The organism is Williamsia soli (genome assembly GCF_017377795.1).
GTDB classification, from domain to species: Bacteria; Actinomycetota; Actinomycetes; order Mycobacteriales; family Mycobacteriaceae; genus Williamsia; species Williamsia soli.
The window spans coordinates 263279-287210 of sequence record NZ_JAFRDR010000004.1 but is presented as its reverse complement, the minus strand read 5'-3'; the positions used below and the strand labels follow the sequence as shown (position 1 = coordinate 287210).

General features: G+C 63.4%; 21 protein-coding genes. 9 read left to right on the top strand and 12 right to left on the bottom strand.

The features are described 5' to 3' along the window. Nucleotides 1–116 precede the first annotated feature (116 nt). From J3S28_RS13320 to J3S28_RS13300, 5 genes are read left to right on the top strand one after another with little or no spacing between them, the layout of a single operon-like run. Nucleotides 117–1817, top strand: coding sequence for a nitrite/sulfite reductase (locus J3S28_RS13320; protein WP_207841224.1), 1701 nt, complete (start codon nucleotides 117–119; stop codon nucleotides 1815–1817). Beyond that, nucleotides 1814–2545 (top strand): phosphoadenylyl-sulfate reductase, encoded by a 732-nt coding sequence (locus J3S28_RS13315; RefSeq protein WP_207841223.1) that lies wholly within the window; start codon nucleotides 1814–1816, stop codon nucleotides 2543–2545. Before J3S28_RS13320 ends, J3S28_RS13315 begins: the two co-directional genes overlap by 4 nt. After that, complete coding sequence (cysD, locus tag J3S28_RS13310; RefSeq protein ID WP_207841222.1) at nucleotides 2542–3480, top strand: sulfate adenylyltransferase subunit CysD; 939 nt, start codon at nucleotides 2542–2544, stop codon at nucleotides 3478–3480. The genes J3S28_RS13315 and cysD overlap by 4 nt, the downstream gene beginning before the upstream one ends. Further along, complete coding sequence (locus J3S28_RS13305) at nucleotides 3480–4790, top strand: sulfate adenylyltransferase subunit 1 (protein ID WP_084894201.1); 1311 nt, start codon at nucleotides 3480–3482, stop codon at nucleotides 4788–4790. Before cysD ends, J3S28_RS13305 begins: the two co-directional genes overlap by 1 nt. After that, a complete protein-coding gene (locus J3S28_RS13300) occupies nucleotides 4787–5509 on the top strand; it encodes a sirohydrochlorin chelatase (RefSeq protein WP_207841221.1) in 723 nt (240 codons plus the stop codon). Before J3S28_RS13305 ends, J3S28_RS13300 begins: the two co-directional genes overlap by 4 nt. A gap of 92 nt (nucleotides 5510–5601) precedes the next feature. Here the strand turns inward: J3S28_RS13300 and J3S28_RS13295 are convergent, their stop codons facing one another. Beyond that, nucleotides 5602–7218 (bottom strand): MFS transporter, encoded by a 1617-nt coding sequence (locus tag J3S28_RS13295; RefSeq protein ID WP_237341495.1) that lies wholly within the window; start codon nucleotides 7216–7218, stop codon nucleotides 5602–5604. Between the two features lie 99 nt (nucleotides 7219–7317). On the opposite strand from J3S28_RS13295, the gene J3S28_RS28745 reads away from it, so the two are divergent. Further along, nucleotides 7318–8001 (top strand): TetR/AcrR family transcriptional regulator, encoded by a 684-nt coding sequence (locus J3S28_RS28745; protein WP_207841220.1) that lies wholly within the window; start codon nucleotides 7318–7320, stop codon nucleotides 7999–8001. 360 nt (nucleotides 8002–8361) lie between these two features. Here the strand turns inward: J3S28_RS28745 and J3S28_RS13285 are convergent, their stop codons facing one another. From J3S28_RS13285 to J3S28_RS13270, 4 genes are all read right to left on the bottom strand, one after another. Further along, on the bottom strand, nucleotides 8362–8928 hold the full coding sequence (locus J3S28_RS13285) for a 2-keto-4-pentenoate hydratase (RefSeq protein ID WP_207841219.1): 567 nt from the start codon (nucleotides 8926–8928) through the stop codon (nucleotides 8362–8364). A gap of 205 nt (nucleotides 8929–9133) precedes the next feature. Next, a complete protein-coding gene (locus J3S28_RS13280) occupies nucleotides 9134–10294 on the bottom strand; it encodes a luciferase domain-containing protein (RefSeq protein WP_207841218.1) in 1161 nt (386 codons plus the stop codon). After that, complete coding sequence (locus J3S28_RS13275) at nucleotides 10291–10803, bottom strand: VOC family protein (protein ID WP_207841217.1); 513 nt, start codon at nucleotides 10801–10803, stop codon at nucleotides 10291–10293. Before J3S28_RS13275 ends, J3S28_RS13280 begins: the two co-directional genes overlap by 4 nt. Nucleotides 10804–10835: 32 nt before the next feature. Further along, nucleotides 10836–11411: an NADPH-dependent F420 reductase gene (locus tag J3S28_RS13270; RefSeq protein ID WP_207841216.1), complete on the bottom strand. Its 576-nt coding sequence runs from the start codon at nucleotides 11409–11411 to the stop codon at nucleotides 10836–10838. 82 nt (nucleotides 11412–11493) lie between these two features. Here J3S28_RS13270 and J3S28_RS13265 point away from each other — a divergent pair, with 82 nt between their 5' ends. Beyond that, nucleotides 11494–12009: a MarR family winged helix-turn-helix transcriptional regulator gene (locus J3S28_RS13265; protein WP_207841215.1), complete on the top strand. Its 516-nt coding sequence runs from the start codon at nucleotides 11494–11496 to the stop codon at nucleotides 12007–12009. A 17-nt stretch (nucleotides 12010–12026) separates the two neighbouring features. On the opposite strand, the gene J3S28_RS13260 is transcribed toward J3S28_RS13265, so the two are convergent. From J3S28_RS13260 to J3S28_RS13230, 7 genes are all read right to left on the bottom strand, one after another. Next, nucleotides 12027–12707, bottom strand: coding sequence for a maleylpyruvate isomerase family mycothiol-dependent enzyme (locus tag J3S28_RS13260; RefSeq protein ID WP_207841412.1), 681 nt, complete (start codon nucleotides 12705–12707; stop codon nucleotides 12027–12029). A 52-nt stretch (nucleotides 12708–12759) separates the two neighbouring features. Then, entirely contained in the window at nucleotides 12760–13584 is an 825-nt protein-coding gene (locus J3S28_RS13255; protein ID WP_207841214.1) for a fumarylacetoacetate hydrolase family protein, read from the bottom strand. 5 nt (nucleotides 13585–13589) lie between these two features. Next, nucleotides 13590–14666 carry a cupin domain-containing protein gene (locus J3S28_RS13250; RefSeq protein ID WP_207841213.1) on the bottom strand — a complete coding sequence of 359 codons (1077 nt, stop codon included), beginning with the start codon at nucleotides 14664–14666 and terminating at the stop codon, nucleotides 13590–13592. Next, the gene (locus J3S28_RS13245; protein WP_207841212.1) at nucleotides 14663–16381 is read right to left on the bottom strand and encodes a (2,3-dihydroxybenzoyl)adenylate synthase; all 1719 of its coding nucleotides are present in this window, start codon (nucleotides 16379–16381) and stop codon (nucleotides 14663–14665) included. The genes J3S28_RS13250 and J3S28_RS13245 overlap by 4 nt, the downstream gene beginning before the upstream one ends. Beyond that, nucleotides 16378–18486, bottom strand: coding sequence for an acetate--CoA ligase family protein (locus J3S28_RS13240; RefSeq protein WP_207841211.1), 2109 nt, complete (start codon nucleotides 18484–18486; stop codon nucleotides 16378–16380). The genes J3S28_RS13245 and J3S28_RS13240 overlap by 4 nt, the downstream gene beginning before the upstream one ends. Next, entirely contained in the window at nucleotides 18483–20186 is a 1704-nt protein-coding gene (locus tag J3S28_RS13235) for an FAD-dependent monooxygenase (RefSeq protein WP_207841210.1), read from the bottom strand. The genes J3S28_RS13240 and J3S28_RS13235 overlap by 4 nt, the downstream gene beginning before the upstream one ends. A gap of 90 nt (nucleotides 20187–20276) precedes the next feature. After that, nucleotides 20277–21116 carry a PaaX family transcriptional regulator gene (locus tag J3S28_RS13230; RefSeq protein ID WP_207841209.1) on the bottom strand — a complete coding sequence of 280 codons (840 nt, stop codon included), beginning with the start codon at nucleotides 21114–21116 and terminating at the stop codon, nucleotides 20277–20279. A 194-nt stretch (nucleotides 21117–21310) separates the two neighbouring features. Here J3S28_RS13230 and J3S28_RS13225 point away from each other — a divergent pair, with 194 nt between their 5' ends. Further along, nucleotides 21311–22417 (top strand): NAD(P)-dependent alcohol dehydrogenase, encoded by a 1107-nt coding sequence (locus J3S28_RS13225; RefSeq protein ID WP_207841208.1) that lies wholly within the window; start codon nucleotides 21311–21313, stop codon nucleotides 22415–22417. Nucleotides 22418–22458: 41 nt separating this feature from the next. Then, nucleotides 22459–23904 carry an aldehyde dehydrogenase family protein gene (locus tag J3S28_RS13220; RefSeq protein WP_207841207.1) on the top strand — a complete coding sequence of 482 codons (1446 nt, stop codon included), beginning with the start codon at nucleotides 22459–22461 and terminating at the stop codon, nucleotides 23902–23904. Nucleotides 23905–23932 lie beyond the last annotated feature (28 nt).

Below are 23932 nucleotides of genomic sequence, written 5' to 3'. Positions count from 1 at the left end.
GTTCGCGCAGGTCTGAACACGTGCGACTACCGCCCTCCCCTTAATCCATTTGCAGGACTCCGGGTGCCATCGGCACATGTTCGCGGCTGCCCCGGGTCCGCCAGACAGGAGCATCCATGACGTCGACTGCCGACGCCCCCGGGAAACCGGCCAAGCGGGCACGCCCCGCGAAACGGCGCGCAGAAGGGCAGTGGGCTCTCGGATATCGCGAGCCGCTCAACGCCAACGAGCAGGCCAAGAAGGACGACAATCCGCTCAACGTCCGGGCCCGGATCGAGAACATCTACTCCAAGCAGGGTTTCGACTCCATCGACAAGGGCGATCTGCGTGGTCGGATGCGCTGGTGGGGGCTCTACACCCAGCGCGCCGAAGGCTACGACGGTACGTGGACCGGCGATGACAACCTCGACCTCCTCGAGGCCCGGCATTTCATGATGCGGGTCCGCTGCGACGGCGGGGCGCTGAGCACCGAGCAGCTCCGCACGGTCGGGCAGTTGTCCACCGAGTTCGCCCGCGACACCGCCGATCTCTCCGACCGCGAGAACGTCCAGTACCACTGGATCAACATCGAGAACGTCCCCGAGATCTTCGAGCGGCTCGAATCGGTCGGTCTCAAGACCACCGAGGCCTGCGGCGACTGCCCGCGCATCATCCTCGGTTCACCGCTGGCCGGAGAAGCCACCGACGAGGTCCTCGACCCGACCCCGGCGATCGACGAGATCGTCCGCCGGTACATCGGCGACCCGAAATACTCCAACCTCCCCCGCAAGTTCAAAACGGCCATCTCCGGTCTGCAGGACGTCGCCCACGAGATCAACGACGTCGCCTTCATCGGCGTCAACCACCCCGAACACGGTCCGGGACTGGATCTCTGGGTCGGTGGCGGCCTGTCCACCAACCCGATGCTCGCCCAACGCGTCGGCGCCTGGATCCCACTCGACGAGGTCCCCGACGTGTGGGAGGCCGTCGTCTCGGTCTTCCGCGACTACGGTTACCGCCGGCTGCGCACCAAGGCTCGCCTGAAGTTCCTGATCAAGGACTGGGGCATCGAGAAGTTCCGCCAGGTGCTCGAGGACGAGTACCTCGGCCGCAAACTGGTCGACGGTCCCGCCCCGATCCCGCTGACCGCGCCGCGTGACCACATCGGTGTCCAGAAACTCAAGAGCGGGCTGAATTCCGTCGGATTCGCCGCCATCGCAGGCCGTGTGTCCGGGACGAAGCTGACCGCCGTGGCCGACGCCGCCGAGCGCGCAGGGTCGAATCGGATCCGCTTCACGCCGTACCAGAAGTTGGTCGTTCTCGACGTTCCCGACGACAAGGTCGAGCAGCTCATCGAGGAGATCGCCCCCCACGGACTCGAGGCCCGGCCCTCGCCGTGGCGACGGAACCTGATGGCCTGCTCGGGTATCGAGTTCTGCAAGCTCTCGTTCACCGAGACCCGCAAGCGGTCGCAGGTGCTGGTGCCCGAGCTCGAGAAGCGACTCGCAGATGTCAATGAGCAGCTCGACGTGCCGATCACCGTCAACATCAACGGTTGCCCCAATTCGTGCGCCCGCGCTCAGATCGCCGACATCGGCTTCAAGGGCATGTTGGTCGAGGATGGCGACGGCAACACCGTTGACGGGTTCCAGGTCCATCTCGGCGGCAGCCTCGGACAAGATTCGGCTTTCGGCCGAAAGTTGCGCCAGCACAAGGTGCTCTCGGGAGAGATCGGCGACTACATGGACCGGGTGGTCCGGAACTTCATCAAGGAACGGAACGAGGGCGAACGGTTTGCGGAGTGGGCGGTTCGCGCCGATGAGGAGGAATTGCGATGAGTACCGCTATTCGCGACGAGGCGAAGTTGCGTGACCTTGCCGAACAGGGTGCCGCTCAACTCGGGCCGGACGCGTCGGCACAGGATCTGTTGCGTTGGACGGCCGACACCTTCGGCAGCGACTTCATCGTCGCGTCGAACATGCAGGATGCCGTGCTCATCGATGTCGCGGCCGCGGCGATCGACTCCGAGCAACTCGGAGGGGACAAGCTCAAGGTGCTGTTCCTCGACACTGGATATCACTTCGCCGAAACCCTCGGCACGCGCGACGCCGTCGAACATGTCTACGGCGTCGAGATCGTCAACGCGAAAGCCGAACAATCTGTCGCGCAACAGGATGCCACCGTCGGTCGCAATCTGTTCGCCACCAACCCCGGAGAATGCTGCCGCCTGCGAAAGGTGGTGCCGCTCAAGCGTGAGTTGTCCGGCTACCAGGCCTGGGTCAGCGGTATCCGCCGGGTGGAGTCGCCCACCCGCGCCAACGCACCGCTGATCTCCTTCGACGACGCCTTCGGACTGGTGAAGATCAATCCGCTCGCGGCGTGGTCAGACGAGCAGTTCCAGGAGTACATCGACGCCAACGGTGTCCTGGTCAATCCCCTTGTCGACGAGGGGTACCCCTCCATCGGCTGCGCCCCGTGCACCAGTAAGCCGGTGGATGGCGCTGATCCTCGAAGCGGCCGTTGGGCCGGTCTTGCCAAAACAGAATGCGGGTTGCACGCCTCATGACCGTTGAACAGAGCACCGATCTGCTGCCGGTGGACACAGACGACGAGTTCACCACCCTGGACGCACTCGAGTCCGAGGCCATCCACATCTTCCGCGAGGTCGCGGGCGAGTTCGAGCGCCCCGTGATCCTCTTCTCGGGTGGCAAGGACTCCACGGTGCTGCTGCACGTGGCATTGAAGGCGTTCTGGCCTGCGCCGCTGCCGTTTTCGCTGCTGCACGTCGACACCGGACACAACCTGCCTGAGGTCCTGGAGTTCCGCGACGCTGTCGTCGAGCGCCACAACCTCCGCCTGCATGTGGCCAAGGTCGAGGACTACCTCGCCGACGGACGCCTCTCCGAGCGCCCGGACGGGATCCGGAACCCGCTGCAGACCGTGCCCCTGCTCGACGGGATCACCGAGAACCGGTTCGATGCGGTCTTCGGCGGAGCGCGCCGCGATGAGGAACGCTCTCGCGCCAAGGAGCGGATCTTCTCGCTACGCAACGCGTTCGGCCAGTGGGACCCCAAACGTCAGCGACCCGAGCTGTGGAACCTGTACAACGGCAAGCATGCGCCGGGCGAGCATGTCCGTGTCTTCCCGCTGTCGAACTGGACCGAGCTCGACGTGTGGCGGTACATCGCTCGCGAACAGGTACTCCTGCCCTCGATCTACTACGCGCACGAGCGGCCCGTCTACTCGCGCGACGGCATGTGGATGACCCCTGGCCCCTGGGGCGGTCCTGCCGAAGGTGAAGAGCTGAAGACCCTCTCGGTCCGTTACCGCACGGTCGGCGACGGTTCTACCACCGGCGCCGTCCTGTCCGACGCGGCCGACAACGAAGCCGTCCTGGCCGAGGTCGCCGCATCTCGCCTGACCGAACGCGGCGCCACCCGTGGTGACGACCGGGTGTCCGAGGCTGCCATGGAAGACCGTAAACGCGAAGGCTATTTCTGATGACAAACGCCTCTGAATTGCATGCTCCGGACCTACTGCGTCTGGCCACTGCGGGCAGCGTCGACGACGGCAAGTCCACCCTCGTGGGTCGGCTGCTCTACGACACCAAATCGGTTCTGGCCGATCAGATCGACGCGGTCACCCGAGCTTCGGTCGACCGAGGTCTCGATCAGCCGGACCTGTCTCTTCTGGTCGACGGCCTGCGCGCCGAGCGTGAACAGGGCATCACCATCGACGTCGCCTACCGGTACTTCGCCACGCCGACAAGGTCTTTTGTACTCGCCGACACTCCCGGGCACGTCCAGTACACCCGGAACACGGTCTCCGGGGCATCGACCGCCGGGTTGGTGATCCTGCTCGTCGACGCGCGTAAGGGTGTCATCTCGCAGACCCGTCGCCACGCCGCGGTGATGGCGCTGCTCGGGGTCCCGCGTCTCGTGCTCGCGGTCAACAAAATCGACCTCGTCGATGACCCCGAGAAGGTGTTCGGCGAGATCCGCACCGAGTTCACCGACATGACCACCTCGCTCGGGTGGAGTGCCGACCGGGTCGTGTCCATCCCGGTGTCCGCTCTGCATGGCGACAACGTAGCGATCCGCTCCGAGAACACCCCGTTCTACGACGGTCCCACCCTCATCGAACACCTCGAATCCGTTCCGGCCAGCGAAGATCGCAAGCCGGTCGGCTTCCGCTTCCCTGTCCAGTACGTGATCCGTCCCCGCACCGCTGAGTACCCGGACTACCGCGGTTACGCCGGCCAGGTCGCTGCCGGCCGGGTCACTGTCGGCGACGAAGTCGTGGTGTTGCCCTCGGGCACGCACACCACGGTCGAGCGCATCGACACCGCCGACGGATCTCTGCAGTCGGCACACACCGGCCGGAGCATCACCGTGGTCCTCGCCGATGACGTCGACGTCTCCCGCGGCGATGTGATCGCAGCGGTTGCCGATGCGCCCGAACCGATCTCGCAGTTCAGCGCCACTGTCTGCTGGTTAGGCGACAAGCCGTTGCGCCCCGGTGCCCGGCTGCTGCTCAAGCACGGCGCCCGTACCACGCAGGCCATCGTCGGAGGACTCGAGGTCTTGTTCGACGAGCAGGAACTCGTCCTGCGTGACGCCCCGGACGCGTTGGAGCTCAATCAGATCGGCCGCATCTCGGTCCAGACCGCTCAGCCGGTCAGCGCTGACGACTACAACACCAATCGTGAGACCGGTAGCTTCTTGCTGATCGATCCGCAGGGCGGAAACACCCTCGGGGCCGGACTCGTGGGAGATGCACTGTCGTCGCTGCACCTGAAAGAACTTGTGTGACAACACTTGTTCTCGCCGCTCACGGGAGCCGTGATCCGCGGTTCGCGGTGACCGTCGAGCGCATCGCGAAGGCGGTCGGTGAGCAACTCGCCGGCGTCGACGTGTGCCTCGCCTATCTGGACCTCAACACCCCGACGGTCCAGCAGGTGCTCGCCGATTGCGAAGGCGACGTCGTGGTCGCTCCCCTACTGCTCTCGGCCGCGTTTCACAGCAAGGTCGACCTGCCTGCGATCATCGACGACGCCTGCGCGACGAATCCGGCGATCAATGTTCGGCAGTTGCCGACGTTGGGCAGCGACCCCCGTCTGATCACTGCGCTCGCCGACCGCCTCGACGAGGTCGGGTTGCGGCACACAGACGGTGTGCTGTTCACGGCGGTGGGCTCGAGCGATGACGCCGCCGACGGCGCTGTTCACCGACGCGCATCCGAGCTTGCGGCCGAACTCGACAATCCCCTCGTCCAGACGGTATTCGCCACTCGTCTGGGTACCGGCAACAGCAATGTGCGCGCCGCCGTGCGCCGCTTGCGTCTCGGCGGTGCACGGCGCATCGTCGTGAGCCCCTACTTCCTGTCGGCCGGGTTGCTGACGGAGCGCGTGGACGCTGCCGTCGACGCGCTGGCCCCAGGGGCACAGATCGCCGGACCTCTCGGCGCACACCCGCAGCTGGTCGACGTCGTGTGCGATCGCTACCGCGCGGCTGTTCACGCAGCGGTCTGATAGAACGCCGTTTTCTACGCGGGTCCGTCGGCCCGATGCTTCAGGTGTCAACGATACTGTGCACGCCGGCCAGCGCCTGGGGTCACAGAAGTTCAGTCGGTGACGTCTGAAGCCTCCGCCGATGGCTTCTCAGTTGTCGGAGCCAGGCTCGTATCGTCGAGTTCAGGGCCGCTCGGTGCGGTGGGATGGGCAGGCAGGTAGATCAGGGTGAGCACCGCCGCGACGGCTGTCACCACGCCCGCGACCACGCACCCGGTGGTGAAGCCATCGACAAAACTCAGGCGTGCAGTGTCGGCAAGGCGGGCTCCCACGTCGGCACCGAGTTGGCCGAACATCGCAGCGGCCCGCTCCGACGCCGCGAGAGCCGCTCCCACCGACTCGCGCGCCGGTTCCTGCAACTGCTCGGGAAGCGACTCGGCATGCAGGTGATCGCGATACACCGACAGCGCCACTGACCCGATCACCGCTACACCCAGAGTCCCGCCCAGTTCGCGGGTGGCATCGTTCACCGCCGAACCCATGCCCGCCTTCTCCGGCGACACCACACCCATGATCGCTTCCGTTGCAGGCGTACTCGTCAATCCAATGCCCGCACCGAGCAAGACCATCTGCCCGACGATGCTCCAATATCCGGTGTCGACGGACAGTGTCGATGCCCATCCGAAGGCAGCACTGAGTGACACCAGACCCAGCGCGACAACCACTTTCGAGCCGATGAGCACCGCGAGGCGCGGACCGAGCACCGACGCAACCGCGATGGATCCGGCGACGGGCAACATCCGCACACCCGTCTCGAGCGCGCCGTAGTCCCGGACGGATTGAAAGTACTGCGTCACCAGGAAGATGAAGCCGAAGAGCGCGAAGAACGCGCTCGTGACCGCGCCGCTCGCAGCGGTGAATCGCAGGTTGGTGAAGAGTCGCACATCGAGCATCGGATGCTCCACGCGAATCTCGTGCAACACGAAGATGGTCAACATGACCGCAGCAACCGCGAATCCGACGAGGGTCGGAACCGACGCCCACCCACGATCAGGTGCCTCGATGATCGAGTAGACCAGGGTCCCGAGCGCAACAGTCGACAGCACCAGCCCCACATAGTCCAGCGGAGGGGTCGCCGGGTCGCGGGAATCAGGCACGAACCGCAGGGCGAACAGCAGCGTAACGGCTGCGGCCGCGCCGTTGAACACGAGAATCGAACCCCACCAGAACGATTCGAGCAGCGCGCCCCCGACTACTGGTCCAACCGCGACGGACAGGCCCGTGGCTGCGCCCCACAAACCCAGCGCTTTCACCCGCTCTGAGCGCTCGGTGAATACGTTGGCCAGGATCGACAGGGTCACCGGGTACACCATCGCTGCTGCGACACCGGCCACCGCACGCCAGGCGATGAGCGTTGTGGAGCCACTGCTCAGCGCCCCACCCACCGAGGCGATCAGGAACACCCCGAGCCCGATCAGCAGCATCGGCCGGCGACCGAAGCGGTCGCTCAGCGAACCACCTGCCAGCACCAACGCGGCGAACGCCAAGTTGAACGCATCGACGATCCACAGCAGATCCCGAGTCGACGCACCGATCTCGGTGGCCAGCGTCGGCAGCGCGATGTTGATGATCGTCGTCGAGACGTTGACGACGAACACCGCCATGCAGAGCGTGATGAGCACGGCAGTCTTGTTCACGGACCCGGTCATGGACTGGCGAATCGTCAGCATAATGAAGTTATACCACGTAGACAGCAGCTTTAAAGAGACGCCGGCAGCTGGTCGCGCTCGCTGATGAGGCCATCACGACCCATGTGAAAGCATGGGCGGGTGGGCAGCGCACAGGAACAACACGAACCCGAACGGGGCGAATCGGTGCGCGAACGCCTCATCCGCTCGACAGTCACCCTGCTGGCCGAGTCCGGCCCCGAGCAACTCAAGGTCCGCACCATCACCGACGCCGCCGGAGTCTCCACCATCGCCGTCTACCACCACTTCGGTGGACTGAAAGAGCTGCTGCAAGACGTAGTGGCCCACGGATACTCCGAGCTGGCGGCCGCCATGACGGCCGCAGCCCAGGCCGATCCGGATCCTGGGGTGCAGTTGTTCGCCATGGCCCTGTCCACGCGCAGCGTGGCCCAGAGCAACGCCCACCTGTACGACATGATGTTTGGACTGTCGACGCGAGGTACCTATCGATACGTCGAATCGCCCGTCCAGAACACCGCACGCGGATTCGCAATCGCATACGCCGCACTCGCCGATGCCTGCGGGAGATTGCTGCAATCCGGGCGGGTTTCGGTCATCGACAGCGACCAGATCGCGGCCGAGCTGTGGAGCGTCGTACACGGTTTCGTCACCCTCGAGATGGCCGGCCACTTCGACCACTTCGCCGACCCTGTCTCCATGGTGTTGCGGCCTATGGCAGTCAATCACTTCGTCGGCATGGGCGACGAACGCGCCAAGGCCGAATCAAGCGCCGACCGAGCCATGCTGTGGTGGTCACAGCAGTAGCGCGAGGTTGTCGATCGCGGGCGACGCGCTCAGAACGAGCGACTACGAGCCAACGCGCGTTCGCAGAGGCGCTTGAACAGATCCGACGTCTCGCCTGCGGGCATACCCCGGCATGTGGTGTCGATAATGGTCGACGACCCAGCCCTTCGCGCTGAGCCGACATAGTTACCGATTATCGGCTCGACCCGTCCAGGTGCTTGCACTGCACTAACTGACGCCATCGCGCTGTGGTTGGGCATCGCATTCGCAGCCGTGCGACTCCCCGCTTTCATCAAGGGCCTGGGACGGCAGTTCTCACACTTAGTGCCAAGGATGTTGCAGCATGCCACTTGAATCGGCGCGGGCGCGGCGTCGCAAATGTCAATGGTCGACCGATACCTCGCCCAAGCCGTCGATGCTAAGCCGGTATTGGCATGTCGGCTCGAGTGGGACCGCGTCCGTGACGGCTCCTGCCAGTACCACCGAACCGGCGGGCAGCACGTCACCGCACCGCGCCAGGTGTTCGCTGAGCAGGACCAGTGATCGAAGCGGGTTTCCGAAGATCGCGGAGCCATGCGCTTGGTGGACCACGGCACCGTTCACCTTGACCGAACACCGCAGAGTCGCCAGATCTCCGACGTCGCCAAGCCGATACGGCGTACCGAGTACGACGCCGGCGGCACTGGTATTGTCGCCGATCACGTCGGCGAGCCCAGAGCGGTACCCGGTATAGCGCGAGTCGACGATTTCGGCCGCAACGCACACCGTCTCGACGAAGCGGGTGACGTCATCCAGCGATATCGGTTCGTCGATCGGATGTGCGGTCGTGAAAGCGATCTCGGGCTCGATCTTTGGCTGCGTCCACTGCCGAAGTTCATTCTGCGCACTCTCGGGGTCGACCATCATCGTGTCGGTGAGAAACCCGACGACTGGTGTCGCTACACCCATCCGGCGTTGCTTTGCAGCGCTGGTCAACCGAGTTTCGCTCCGATTACCCTCTCGCCGCGCGATTCCCGGTATTGCCGGTCGAGCGATTGAACCGCATATCCCCAGTCCTCCTTCAGGGATGGATCACTGTCGCTGAACGGATCTCTGGTGACGCGGTGTTCTCGAGCCGTCCTCAGCGCGTGCTCTGCGAATGCCGGGTCGACGCTCACGCCTCAGTTCCGGCAGCAAGCGCATGACTGGCCGCGACAATGCCTTCGACCGTGGTCAGCTCGTTCTCGTCACGCGGTCCAAATACCATGACGAACCCGACAGCGAGGCGACTACCGGCCCAGGGGTGCATTCGCCCCCACCCCCTGGTGACAAGGTCCGCAGCCAGCTCGGCCGGCAATACGAGATGCAGCGAACCATCGTAGGGTGGATGCAGATGAGCAAACTCGCCCGCCGACGGAACCAGAAATGTCTCGGTCCCTGCGTTGTGATCGTCGAGAACGAATGCGCGCGCCCCGGGGACGGAGATGTGAGACGGCTCGACCGACACCCCGGGTAGCGCTTCGATCGTCTTCACGAGCCGTTCCTGCAGCTCGACGGGCGAATGGTCGGAAAGTTGTTGCTGCGGAATGGTCCACGACACGACGGGACGATCGCCGCGTCGCAGCGGGAGCTGACCGTTGGCGAGGGTGGGCCAGGTGACGTTGGTGCGCGGCCCCGCCACGGGCACGCCACTGCGAGACATGAAATCGAGTCGATGCAAGATCCATTCACCCAGTGCCGACACCATCTCACCACTCACTCCGTGCCCGCCGGGATCGCGTTGTGCGACGGTGGGAGCGCCCGATTCGGACAGCAGGTAGTCCCAAGTGCGTGAGAGCAATTCCGCTGGAATGACCTGATCTTGATCACCCTGCGCGACGAAGACAGGCAGGTGAGCAAGGCGACCTGGGTCAACGGGGACGCCCGCGTCAAAGGGCAGGGTGCCGTAAAGGATCGCGGCCCCATGGAATCGCGACGGGGCGCGGAGGATCAGTCCACCGGCGAATGCCGCACCTCCGCTGAAACCGGCCAGAATCACCGGCCGCCCGATCGGAGCCGCAGTATCGAGCCAGTCCTCGAACCAGCCCGTCGTCGACTCCAGAGATGATGCAATTGGGCGTCCGATGCCGCGGTTCGCGAACCAGGCATAGCCACCACCCTCCGCGATCGGCGCCCGTACCGCGGCGTAGGCGACACCTCGCGGTAGGTGAGCGGCGAGGGCGATGATGTCGCGTTCGTTGGAACCTCGGCCGTGCAGAAGCACGACCAGCGGTGCGCCCGGATCAGTGGACCCGCGGGTCGCGACAACAGGCTCTGCGTACGTCCCGACAGTCACGAGTGATTCTCCACAGGTACGAGTTCGCCGGCGGTGGCTACGCCAGTCCAGCGTTCCACTTCGGCAACGATGTTCAGATGATCGACGGGTGCCGCGTTCGCGAAAGCACCCCAGTCGGACTTGGGAAGCATCCACATCACTTCGAACTCGTTGCCATCGGGATCGCGCCCGTACGCGCTCTTGGTGGCGCCGTGACTCGACGTACCGGTGAGGGCTCCGACGGATTCCAGAGTCGTTCGGGCACTGTCGAGGTCCTCGATCGTGTCAACTTGCCAAGCAAGGTGGTAGAGACCCAGTGCCCCACGCGCCGGCCGCGGTCGGGCACCTACGCCGAACAGACCCAGATCATGGTGATTTCCCGATCTCGGCAGCCTCAGAAATGCGGCGTTGGCACGGCGTTCCCGCGCCATCACCTCCATTCCGAAGGCATTGCGGTAGAACGCGATGCTGTTCTCCAGGTCGGAGACGTAGAGCACCGCGTGGTTGAGGCGGACGGCGTCGATAGTCATGATCTTCCTCTTTCAGTACGAGAATGCGCGGGTCAGGAAATGACCGCGAAACCACCGGTCCACGAAATCTTCTCGCTCGCGGCCAGCGTGAGCTGAAGGAAGCCCAGCGCCTCGAGTTCACGAGCTCGCGCCAGACTGCCTGCGTCGACGGCCTGGAGACCACCAGCGGACACGATTCCCGCCAACAAGGCTTTGGCGTCGGTGTCGTCTCCTGCGATCAGGACAGTGGTCGGGTTGGTGCCTACAGCGCCGGCCGTCAGCGTCCCACCAAAGTTTGTGTTGAAGGCCTTCAGAACATGAGCTCCGGGAATCTTGGCAGCGATCTGAGCAGCGGCAGAACCGTCCGCAGGCACGACCAGAGAATCAAAAGTCTCGAAGTTCAGCGGGTTGGTGATGTCTACGACAACCTTGCCTTCGAACTGGTCTGCACGCTCCGAAAGGACGGTGTCCACAGCCGAATACGGCACGGCCAGAACAACGATGTCACCGGTGATGCGCTTGTCTGTGTCGGCATGGCCGAACTGCTCGACGGTGTTGCCCCCCTTGGTTGCGATACCGGCGATCGCCTGAGCCATATTTCCTGTACCGATGATGCTCACGTGTGTCATTGCGCTCTCCTTTTAGTTGTTGCTACAACTAAAAGCTAACCCGTAAAGGTTGTTGCGTCAAGTAATCGGCTACGATGTGACGATGCAGACACAGTGGCTATCAGACGAAGAACTCACGGCCTGGGTGCGACTGATCGCCGTGGTCGAGCTACTACCTGGCGTCCTCGACAGTCAACTGACCCGTGACGCGGAGTTGACACACTTCGAATACTTCGCGCTATCGCAACTCTCAGAGTCTCCCGATCAGACGTTACGAACGACGGCATTGGCACAGCAGACAAACGCAACGGTGCCGCGGCTCTCGCACGTTGCTCGCCGCCTCGAGGGCCGGGGATTGATCGTGCGCTTCCCATGTCCCGACGACGCCCGTGCGACAAACATCAGATTGACCGAGACCGGGATGACGAAGATCAAAGCGTCCGCTCCCGGACACGTGGCAGTCGTACGCGAGCGTGTCCTCGACGCCCTCACACCCTCGCAGATCAGTCAGCTGTCCAAGATCGCGGGCTCGATCCTCACGAAACTCGATCCGGACGGCGCCATGGCCGCGACGTGGGAAGTACCGAACAGGGTCAAGGGCGCCGCCTCGCAGCTCTAGAACAAGCTCCGGCCGCGCTACAGCCACCGTGGCGGTTCGGTGACCGCTCCCACGACGTCGATCCCGATGTCGCCGCGACCCGCGGCCCACCTGACAACGCCGGCAAGATCACCGGTGACAGTCGTCTGCGGTGACGAATCATCGTGTACTGCAACCATTGGGCGCCCGACGACCTGCAGGACCAGCCCGAGCGCCAGCTCTTTCTTCCGCCACATCCCGACGATGTCGTCGAGAAGAGACTCGAGAACAGGATCCGGGAGATCTCCAAAGCGAGCGCCGTTGTCGAGATCGACTGCATGGATCCAGACTTCCCGGGTCCGGAGCCAGCAGGTCTCCGATGCCGGCACCACCCGGCCCTGAGCGGTTCTGACCTCAGCCGACCAGGCCGCCTCCGGGAGGTGGCGCCACTTCTGGTCGAGCCTGGCCACGGTGTGGTCGAACAGGTTCCGTAGTGCGGCGGCACTGAGTGTGGCGCCCTCTTCGATCTCTCGACCGCGCTGCTCGGTCGACTCGTACATCGGGGTCTCCTGGCCCGTGGCCGCCCAATCCATGAGGCGACACAGCGCTGCAGCGTTGTAGCCGACGTGCGCGACAAGATGACGACGAGACCATCCGGCCAGCAACGTCGGTCCACTCAGTTCCGCATCGGTCAGCTCGGCGAGCTTCTGTGCGAAGTATGCTGTTCCACGCCGGGCCATGAGCAGCCGCTCGTCCAGCGAGAGAGTGTGAAAGCTGTTGTCTGACAACTCTCTATTTCACGATCGTCTTGTTGCGCACCGAACCGAGGCCCTCGATTGTGACCTCGACGGTCTGCCCGTCCTGGATGTACACCTCCGGCTTGCGCGCGTGGCCCACGCCTCCGGGCGTCCCGGTGATGACGACGTCTCCCACTTGCAGCGTGACGATGTGCGAGATGTACTCGACGAGTTTGGCCGGCGTGAAGACGAGGTCATCAGTCGTGGTTGTCTGCATGAGCTCGCCGTCGAGCCTGGTCTCGAGCTTGCCGCCGAACGTGTATGCATCCGTGGTGGTGAGTACCGGACCGAAACCGCTGCTGGCCTCGAAGGTCTTGCCCTGGTCCCACTGCAGCGTCCGATACTGGTAGTCGCGCATCGTGTAGTCGTTCATCACCGAGTAGCCGGCGATGTAGTCCTCCGCGTCGGACTCCGAGACCTGGTAGGCGGTCTTGCCGATCACGAAAGCCAGCTCACCTTCCCAATCGAGTGCAGCCGCGGCGTATGCGGGAACGACCACGTCGTCGTAGGGGCCGGTGAGGGCCTCGCGGAACTTCGCGAACAACGTCGGGAACTCGGGTAGTTCCCGACCCATCTCTTTGATGTGGTTGGCGTAGTTCAGGCCGACGCAGATGATCTTGCCGGGCCGCGGAACAACGGGAGCATAGTCCGCGCCGTTCAGGTCGATCGCCTCACCGTTGGCGCTGTCAGCGACGGCACGCCAATCCGGATTGGCCAGGAGTTCGGAAAGATCGATGTAGCCATCGATGACGGTCGCCGCATTGTCGTTCACGCGGACGGCCACCGTCGTGTCACCGCGGCGCAGGGTTGCGAGCTTCATGAGTGTCAGGCTCCTTCGGTTATCAATGTTCTTGCGAAATGCAACTTCTCGACGATCGGGGCGTCAGAGAATGCAAAAAGGTCGAATTGGCTCTCTGCTTCGATTGACCACTCCGTCCACGACGGCACGACGACCATGTCACCGGTCTCCACTGATGTACTGCGACCGTCGAGCACAAACCGGCCACGCCCTTCGAACACCTGGTAGACGGTGGATCCGACGTCCCTCCTCGGACGAGTGCGGGCACCGTCGCGAAGCCGGTGAAACTCTGCCCGCATAGTCGGCATCACGTCTCCGCCGGTGGTCGGGTTCGTGTACCGAACCGCGGCGTGCCCCGGTTCGGTGGTGGCCGCGTAGCCTTCATCCTCGAGTTCGAGTTGTTCGGTCAGCGCAGCGTCGGTATGCACCCACCGATAGGCGGCGATGGGAGAACTCGTCTTCGCATCGAGCCCGACCAAGGGGCGCAGTCCGGGATGGGCCCAAAGCCTTTCCGATCGTGAGATGTCCGGGGTCGACTCGTCGGTGACGTTCTCTGATCCGAATTCGAAAAAACCCGTGTCGGTGTAGTGGACGAAGGGAATGTCCAATCCGTCGATCCATGCCATCGGTTGGTCTGTTTCGTTGTGGTGGCCGTGAAAATGCCATCCCGGGGTCAGCAGGAAGTCGCCGCGCCGCATCGCCACCGGATCGCCGTTCACGACTGTCCACACACCCTCGCCCTCGACAACGAACCGAAAAGCATTCTGTGCGTGCCGGTGTTCGGGAGCGACTTCCTTCGGTCCGAGATACTGGATCGCCGCCCACAGCGTGGGTGACACGTAGGGCACTCCACCGAGCCCGGGGTTGGCGAGCGCGATCGCGCGCCGCTCGCCTCCCCTACCGACCGGAACCAGATCGCCTGCCCGTTTCGCCAATGGATACAGAGTCGACCACTTCCAGATGAAGGGGACAGCTTTGGACGTGGGCACCATGGGCATCAGGTCACCCAGTTGTGTCCACAAGGGCATCAAGTTCTCGGTCTCGAAGTCCCGATACAGCTTGTCCAGTTGCTCGTCTTCGATACCGGTTTCGATGTCGGTCATTGTGAATCCTCCTCCACAGAAGCTGAACTCGACCGCGTCACGGCTGACTCGAGCCGTTCGCGGATGTCCTCTCGAATTGCCTTCTTGTCGATCTTGCCGACCTTGGTCGTCGGCATCCGGTCCACGATCACCAGACGCTCGGGGATCTTGAACCTCGCGACCCCCGCAGCGTTCATCACGTTGACGACGTCGACGAGGGCCACCTCTCGGTCCTCTGCGACCGACACATAGAGGCACAGCCGCTCACCCAATTTTGGATCGGGCATCGCTACGGCAGCCGCCATCTCGACACCCTCGACCTGATACGCGAAGTTCTCGACTTCCTCTGCGGAGATCTTTTCGCCGCCACGGTTGATCATGTCTTTGTCACGCCCGGCGACGACCATGTTCCCGTCGGGTCGTTGCACCACGATGTCGCCGCTCCCATACCACCCGTCGGGCGTGAACGATCGAGCGTTGTGTTCGGGTGCCCGGAAGTATCCGCGAGGCGTGTACGGGCCACGGGTCAGCAGCGCTCCGGGCACACCGTCAGGCACCGGAGCGCCCTGATCATCGACGACCATGATCTCGTCCGCTTCGCTGACCGGACGCCCCTGCGTATTGGTGATGACTTCGAGGTCATCGTCGAGGTGGGTCATGTTGATCAGCCCCTCGGCCATGCCGAAGACCTGTTGAAGACGTGCTCCGAGAACCGGTTCCACCCGAGCGGCGAGTTCATCGGGCATCCGCGACCCGCCCACCTGAAGAACACGCAGACTCCGTCCGCACAGGGTGTGGTGCTCACGCTGGTGTTCGATCCACGACTGAGCCACAGCGGGCACCACTGCGGCAATGGTGACCGACTCGTCTTCGATCGTTCGCAGTGCTCGGTCGGCGGCGGGCGACGGCAGCATGACGGCGCGACCACCCGCGAATAGGGCTCCGAGGATTCCCGGACAGGCCAGGGGAAAGTTGTGACTGCTAGGGAGCGTTCCCAGATAGACAGTGTCGGAGTCGATGCCGCTCACAGCGTTACATCGGATGACGTTGTAGGCATAGTCGTCGTGGGTCCGGACGATGAGCTTCGGCAAGCCGGTGGTACCCCCGGAAAGCAGCAGACACGCCACGTCCGATCCCCGCGGTTCGTACTCGTCGTCGACGAAGTGGCGCTGAGTGTCAGTGACGGCCGCAAGACTGTGCTCCGGCACCCCGCCACCGTCAGGCTGTTCCACCGACAGTTCACCGTGCACCATGACCGAGTGAACGGTCGGCACTTCGACCGCGACTTGCTGTGCGACTATTCGAAGATCTGTATCCCGGTCGACGTCTGCGACGACGATCGCGACCGCCTCGGACAATGCCGAGAGATGGGTCAGTTCATGCCTGCGATGCGCAGGCAGGGCCATCACGGGTATGACGCCGACCCTGAAGCATCCGAGCGTCAAGGCAACGAACTCCCAGCAGTTGGGTAGTTGGAGCACAATCCTCTCACCGGGCCGTATGCCGAGATCCAACAAACCCTGGCCGCACGATGCGGCTCTGTCCCACAGCTGTCGGTACGTGAGTCTGACGGAGCCGTCGACGAGAGCCTCGGTGTCAGGGTGTTGGTCAACCTTCTCGAAGATGTAGGCGCCCAAAGCCTTTCCCTGCCAATAGCCCGCGCTTCGATATCTCGACGCGTACTCGTCGGGCCACGGCACAACGCCCTCAATCGACATCGGGGTTCGAGTACTCATGTCTGATCTCCTGCACTGTTCTCGGCGGCCGGCACGATCACGGCATCGAGGGCTATCAGCCCGGCCGATGTCAAGCGAAAGGGGTTGATCTCGATCTCCTGGATTTCCGGATGGGATTGCAGGCACTGGGCCAGCGTGACTGCGTGCCGGGCGAATTGCTTCCTGTCGAGTGTCGGGCCACCTCGCCAGCCATCTAAGACCGGCGCGAATTGCAGTTCTTCCAGCATCGCCGCCGCACCGGTAGGCGTGACGCGCCCACTCTTGATCGTCACGTCGCCAATTGCCTCTGCAGCCGTACCGCCAACGCCGGCAACAACAATCGGCCCAAAGACCGTATCTCGGCGAACACCGAGAAACAGGTCGACTCCGGAATCCGCCATCTCCTCGAGCAGATAGGCGGCCGCGCCGATGCCGTCGAGTGCGTCGAGGGCACGATCGAGATCATCGGCAGTGCGGACACCGAGATGCACACCTCCGATATCCGTCTTGTGCAGGACCGCCGCGTCAAGGATCTTGACCGCCACGGGCGCCTGCAGGGCCGCCAGTGCTGCGTGGGCCCCATCCCGGCTGCTACATACATGTCGTTTCGGTGTCGCGAACCCCAACTCGTCCAGTGCGTCCTTCGCGGTGGCCTCATCGGCCGGGAGCGCGATCCTCAAAACAGGTGCTGCTGTCTCTGCGTCCACACCATGTAGGAAGCGCACCCGCGAATCCTGCACGAGCGCCCGGACCCCCGCAGCCAATGAGGTCGGGCTCGAACGGACCGGCACACCCAGCTCGGCAGCGCGCACAGTTGATGCAGCTGTCACCTGGGACGGCCCACCAATGCCCAGCACCACAGGGACCGTAGCGAGGGCGCTGGATTCACCCACCACTGCTGCCAGATCGATCACGTCGGGCTCAGCGAGCGCGTACACCGCGAGCGCATCGATACCACCGTCCGCGGAGGCGACGTCCAAGACTCGACCGAACGTTGCGCCCGGACGTCCGGTATCGACTGGATTGGATTGAAATGTCATCGGCGGCAGCAGTTCGGCCAGTGCCGACGTGGTCTGTTCGGCCAGTGGCGGCACGCGGACGCCGCCGGCCAGCAGGTCATCGAGGATCATCAGGCCGGGCCCGGCCTGAGCAGTCACCAGGCCGATCCCCGGGTCCTGCAACGCGGGAAGGCGCGTACGGCTCAGCACGGCCAGCGCGTCGACGAGTTCGTGCTCACTGCCGACAACGACGGCGCCGGCTTCTGCCAGAAGCGCTCGGGTGGTACGCCACGACGTCGCCAACGCCCCGGTGTGTGATTCCGAAAACGCCGAGACATCAGCTTTTCCGACCACGATCGCCACGATCGGTTTGTCGGCACTCACGTCTCGGACTGCCGCGAGCAAGGCCTCTCCGTCGTCGATGGATTCGACATGCAGCGCAATGGCCCTGACGGTCTCGTCCCGGTGCAGATATCGAAGGACGTCAACGGACGTGACGTCGACGCTGTTGCCCAGCCCTACCCCCAGGCCCACGCCGACTCCACTCTCCGAGAGCAGGAACGACAGGGCATGGTTCATTCCCCCGCTGGCGGCCACGACCGCAACGGGACCGGGCCTGATGTACTCGACAGTCGGCACAAAACTGACCGACAGGATCGCCGGCCGAAAGAATCCGGAGGTGTTCGGGCCGAGCAGACGGATACCTGTCGAGTCCACGATTGTCCGGAGTTCTTCCTGCAGCCGGCTTCCTTCCGGGCCGGCCTCCGCGAATCCTCCGGAGCAGATGAGCGCTGCCCGCACTCCACAGTCGGCGGCTTCGCGAATGGCGTCGGGGGTGGCCACTGCCGGTATGCACATCACGGCCAGATCGATGGCGCGCCCGTGGGTAGATGTTGCCGCCGCGAGGGAGGTTTCAAACCCGTCTCCCTCGCCCTTCGGATTGATGCCCACCGAGGTGACAGATCCCGATTTGCCTCGGTTGATCGCAGCGAGCATGACCGATCCCAATTTGCCGGCAGACGACGATGCCCCGACAACAGCGATCGACGTCGGCGCAAACAGCGCGTCCAGATTGCCCGCCGAGTCGACAACATCGCCCTCGGTCAGGGTTCTTACGGTGACCGTCATTTCGCGACCTCGGCGTGTACGCGATTCCGAACACGCGACTCCGCATCGACCTCGAATGCCACCGCGTCTGCACGTCCGGACAGAATCAATGTTGCAGCGCAATCATTTTCGTCGACCGCGCGGCGTGCGCGGACGGAGTCCGGGCCGTCGACGACGACGACAGGGATGCCGTATCGAAGGCGAACGCGCTCGGCGCTGAGGACACGTGACAGGGGCGTTCCGCCGCGAACCACCACGGCGTCCGGTTTGCTCCCACAGAGCTCGTCCAGTCGGGTCGTGGCGGTTGCCGGCAACGACGTGCCTTCGGTGTCCGACGCGAGATAGAGCCTGACCGGTCCGTGACCCGAGTCTGAGCCGGCGGTCAGGGACTGCCCCGCAGATCCCAGCGTCAGGGTGTCCTCGGTCTCGTCGATCACTTCCAGAAGTCGGGTCGCGAACTCAGTAGCTCCTATTGTGAGGTGTGTTGCCAGCGGACTCGCACCGTGCCGCTGCTCCCATGCCTCGTGGGCAGATCGCACGAACGCCGGATCACGGACTCCCATCTTGGCCGCCGAGATCGCGCGGCTGAAGAAGTGAAACCCGAACTGCCAGGGTTCAAGCCCGCGGTAGTACTCACCGAAGTGATCCCACCAGGACAGACTCGGAATCGACGAGTTCTGGATTTTCGCGACTTGCGGACGCCGCGCGTCTTGGAATGCTGCCATAGCTGTTTCCAGGTCAGAGGGATGCTCAGCGATTGACTGAGCAAGAGCTGCGGCGTCCTCCATGGCCATCTTTGTTCCAGACCCGACCGAGAAGTGGGCGGTGTGCATGGCGTCTCCTAGAAACGCCACCGGTGTGCCCCGGTCCGTCCGGGTGTGCCAGTGGCGCGTCCGTCGGGTACGGAAGTTCGACCAGCGCGAATTGTTGGTGACCAACTTGTGTCCGTCTATTTGCTGGGCGAACAGCGATTCGAGGTACTGCTTGGTCACCTCATCTGATTCACCGGGCGGCGACGACATGTCGAAGCCGTCGAGCCCGGCACGTCGCCACGTCTGCTCGTCGGTCTCCACGATGAACGTGCTGAGGTCCGAACCGATGGGGTATGCGTGCACAGCGAAGTTTCCGTGCTCAGATTCCATGTGTAGGAAGGTCAAACGTTCGAACTGATACGTGGTGCCGAACCAGATGAACTTGACGGCGGCCGTCTCGACAGAGTGGTCGAGCTTGTCAATGAATGCCTCACGGGCAGCAGAGTTGGTGCCGTCAGCGGCGACGATGAGGTCGAAGTCGCCCCGAGCGTCGAGCTCATCGACAGTGACGTCCGCCGAGTGGTGCAGTCTCGCACCCAATTCGAGTGCACGCTCACGCAGCGCACCGAGGAGCACTCGTCGATGGACCGCGGACATGCCATTGCCGCCCGCGGCCATCGTTTCGCCTTTCGCGCGCACCTCGATGGTGTCCCATCGTCGGCCGTGATCGGCCAGGGTGTCCCGCAGCACCGGGTCGACTGTGTCGATGTGGTCGAGTGTGGCATCGGAGAATACGACACCGAAGCCGAATACGTCGCTCTCTCTGTTTCTTTCGAAGACGTCAACAGTTGCCGCCGGCACCGAATGCGCCATCGCTATCGCAGTGAACAGCCCACCGGGCCCGCCGCCGATGCAAGCAATTCGGAGCGCTGCGGAGTCGGATGGCTGGTTCAGATCGGTACGTGACATCAGTGTCGGCCCTTCGAGATGTGCGGCCCCGGCTCTCGGGCCAAGCCAAATCATTATGTGACATATAAAACGTCCATGTCAACGAAACTGTTACATGTCTACTTTTTCTTGCACCGCCGCGTCGCCTATACCGCTGTCCAGCCCGGCCACCTCGGACACATATGCCTCCGCACTCGGTCGCAGGAGGTCGTGGCATTCGGTGAACACTGCATGAGCCGTTCGCCCACGCCACCCCGTTGGTAAGAGCGACTCCGGCAGGTCCGGGTCACGGAACGGATAGCGGCGGTACTCCTGGATCAGTTTCATGCGTTCGACCAGCGCATCGGTGCCGCTCAAACCCCGTCGATAGCGTGCGAGCTGCGGTTGGAACTCTTCGATGAAGTCTTGATAATCGGCACCCAGTCCCTGGAGGTCCCAGCACCTCTCGGAGATCAATCGATCACTGGGCAAACCCGCGGAGCGGCTGCGGAGAAACTGGATACGCAGTTCGTCGGCGCCGGTGAGCATCTCGCGGAGTTCTTTTTCCCGATCATGAGGGGAAAACCACGCGCAACTGGCGTAGCGCCCAAAGCCGTGCCAGGTCAGCGCTTTTTCAATGCGGACACGCTGCTCACGATCGAGGTTCTCTTCATCGACCAGCGCTTGGGTCCAACTGCGATCCCACTGATCGAAGTGACGCTCGAAGATCCGGGACCGCCCGTCGTCCAGCAGCGTCCAACTCTTCTCGTTAAGCCGGTAGGTCACCTCCCTACCGCTCTTCACCGAGTCGAACCACCCCTCCTTGCGAAGACGCGCCATCACGACACGAATCGTCGCGGGTTCGACTCCGAACACTCCCATCAACTCGGTCAGGGCGGCGAGTCTCGCCGCTCCCCCGGAGTAGCGGAAGTACTCCCCGTACAGGTCGAACACCAACGCACGTGGTCGCATCTACAGGCTCTCCTTGCCTTGATCCAACAAACACTCGAACTAAATGTGTCACTTTTCTTGACTTTGGAACTCACTATGTCACATAGTGACTGTAGTCACAGCGGGTGTCCGTAGCTCGTCCCACTCCCTGCCACCGCGCACACCACCAGCATTGTCGATACCAACGACCCCATCACCTCCATGAAAGCGAACCAGTGACAACAAACATCACCGCCGCCGTCGCCCGCCAGACGGGAGAGCCACTGACCATCGAGAACCTCGATCTGGACGATCTGCATCCGAACGAGGTCAGGGTCAAGCTCGTGGCCACCGGCGTCTGTCACACCGACGCAATTGTCCGCGACGGCGTCTACCCCACACCTTTGCCCGCAGTGCTCGGACACGAAGGGGCCGGCATCGTCGAAGCCGTCGGGTCCGAGGTCTACACGGTCGAAGCCGGTGATCATGTTGTCCTGTCTGCCGCTTACTGCGGCAAGTGCGTGCAATGCCGCGCCGGTCGGATGGCCTATTGCGAGAATCTCTTCGCCGAAGACTTCGGAGGCCGCCGGCACGACGGAACCACCGCGCTATCGGATGCCGGCGGGCCGATCTCGTCGCACTTCTTCGGTCAGTCGGCCTTTGCCACCTACGCGAACGTGGTCGAGAACAGCGTCATCAAGGTTGATCGCAGCGCTCCGCTCGCGACACTCGCCCCGTTGGGATGCGGTCTTCAGACCGGTGCCGGGGCAGTTCTCAACGATCTACGCCCGGCTCCCGGCAGCTCGATTGCGGTCTTCGGCACTGGCGCCGTCGGTTCTGCCGCGATCATGGCCGCCCAGATCGCCGGATGCACGACGATCGTGGCCATCGATCTCCACGATTCCCGACTCGAACTCGCCTCGACGATCGGGGCAACCCACACCGTGAACGGCCGCACCGGGGACGTCGTCGAAGAAATAGCCAAGATCACGGGCGGAAAGGGTCTCGACTACGCGATCGACACCACGGCCGTTCCCTCAGTGCTACGTCAGGCGGCCGATTCTCTCGGAATCGGCGGCACCGTCGCACTGGTCGGTGCAGCAGCTCCCGGCACCGAGGTCACCTTCGAAATCGGGGCGTCTCTGGTCAAGGGCTGGACGTTCAAAACCATCATCCAGGGCAGTTCCGTGCCGCAACAGTTCATCCCCCGCCTGGTCGACCTCTGGAGCCAAGGCAGGTTCCCGTTCGACAAGCTGATTGAGAACTACACCCTCGACGACATCAACACCGCGTTCGCGGACTCCGAAAACGGTTCGACGATCAAGCCCGTTGTCGTCTTCTGACCTTCCGCCAAACACCAAAACCCTCGAGTTAGGAACTCCCAATGACCACCACGAGTGAACTCCTCACAGTCGGCCACCTCATCGACGGCGCCCTAACGTCCGTGGATCAATACACAGACGTCCAAGATCCCGGACGGTTGTCAGAACTGGCCGCCCGGGTCGCTGTCGGGACGGTCGATGATGTGAACCGCGCTGTCACAGCAGCACACACGGCTTACCAGACTTGGAAAAACGTCCCCCACGAAGAACGCGCGCGTCTTCTCCTCGAAGCCGCCGATGCCCTCTCAGCCTCCGCCGAAGACCTGGCGCCCCAGTTGGTTCGCGAGCACGGTGGCATGCTCTGGGAAGCACAGACGGACTTCGGGCTCGGCACCGGCGTCCTACAGCACACGGCGAGCCTCATCGAAGGCTTCTTCGAGCCCGTCCAGTACGACGACGAGCAAAGCTTCATCAGTATCGAGCGAGTGCCCCGCGGCGTGGTGGCCGCGGTTGTGCCGTGGAACATGCCCGTCGTACTGACCATGATGAAGCTCGCTCCGGCACTGGCCACCGGCAACACCATCGTCATCAAACCCTCTCCGTTTGCGCCGGCCGCCCTGACCATCGCCCTCGAGCGCATGTCCCGTCATCTTCCCGCCGGAGTCGTCAATGTCGTCCACGGCCACACCGACGTCGGCGCAGCGTTGACCTCGCATCCGTTGGTCCGCAAGGTCGGATTCACCGGGGGCGTGGCCACCGCCCGCAAGGTCATGGAGTCGGCAGCGGGCACGATCAAGAACATCACTCTGGAGTTGGGCGGCAACGATCCCGCCGTTGTACTCGACGACGTCGACATCGATGCCGCCCTCGACCGCATGCTCAAGGGCGTCTACACCCGAACCGGTCAAATCTGCTTTGCCGTCAAACGCATCTACGTCCCACGCTCCCGCTACGCCGCATTCGCCGACGCATTCTGCGAACGGGTCGACTCCTATGCGGTGGGCCACGGACTCGACGAAGCAGCCAGCTTCGGCCCCCTGAACAACAAAACCCAATACGACAGCGTCACAGCACTTATCGAAGCCACCAAGAACACCTCGGCAAAGACCGTGCAGCTCGGCAAAAAGCTCGACTCGGCGTCCGACGGCTATTACGTGATGCCACATGTGATCCGGGATGCCGACAACGACTCAGCCATCAGCACATGTGAGCAGTTCGGGCCGATAGTGCCGCTCATCGCCTACGACAATCTCGATCAGGCGATCGATTGGGCCAACGACTCCGAGTACGGCTTGGGATCATCGGTGTGGACCACCGATACCGACCGAGGGCTCGAGGTCGCTCGTCGCATCGAGGCCGGATCGACGTTCGTCAACACCCACTCCTTCGATTCCCTCGATCTGCGGATGCCGTTCGGCGGTATCAAGCAAAGCGGGATCGGGCGGGAATTCGGAACCGCGGGCATGAGCGAATACGTCGAGGAGCACAGCCTCCGGATCCTTAAATAGCGAGGGTTCGAGTCCAATATCCGGCCGG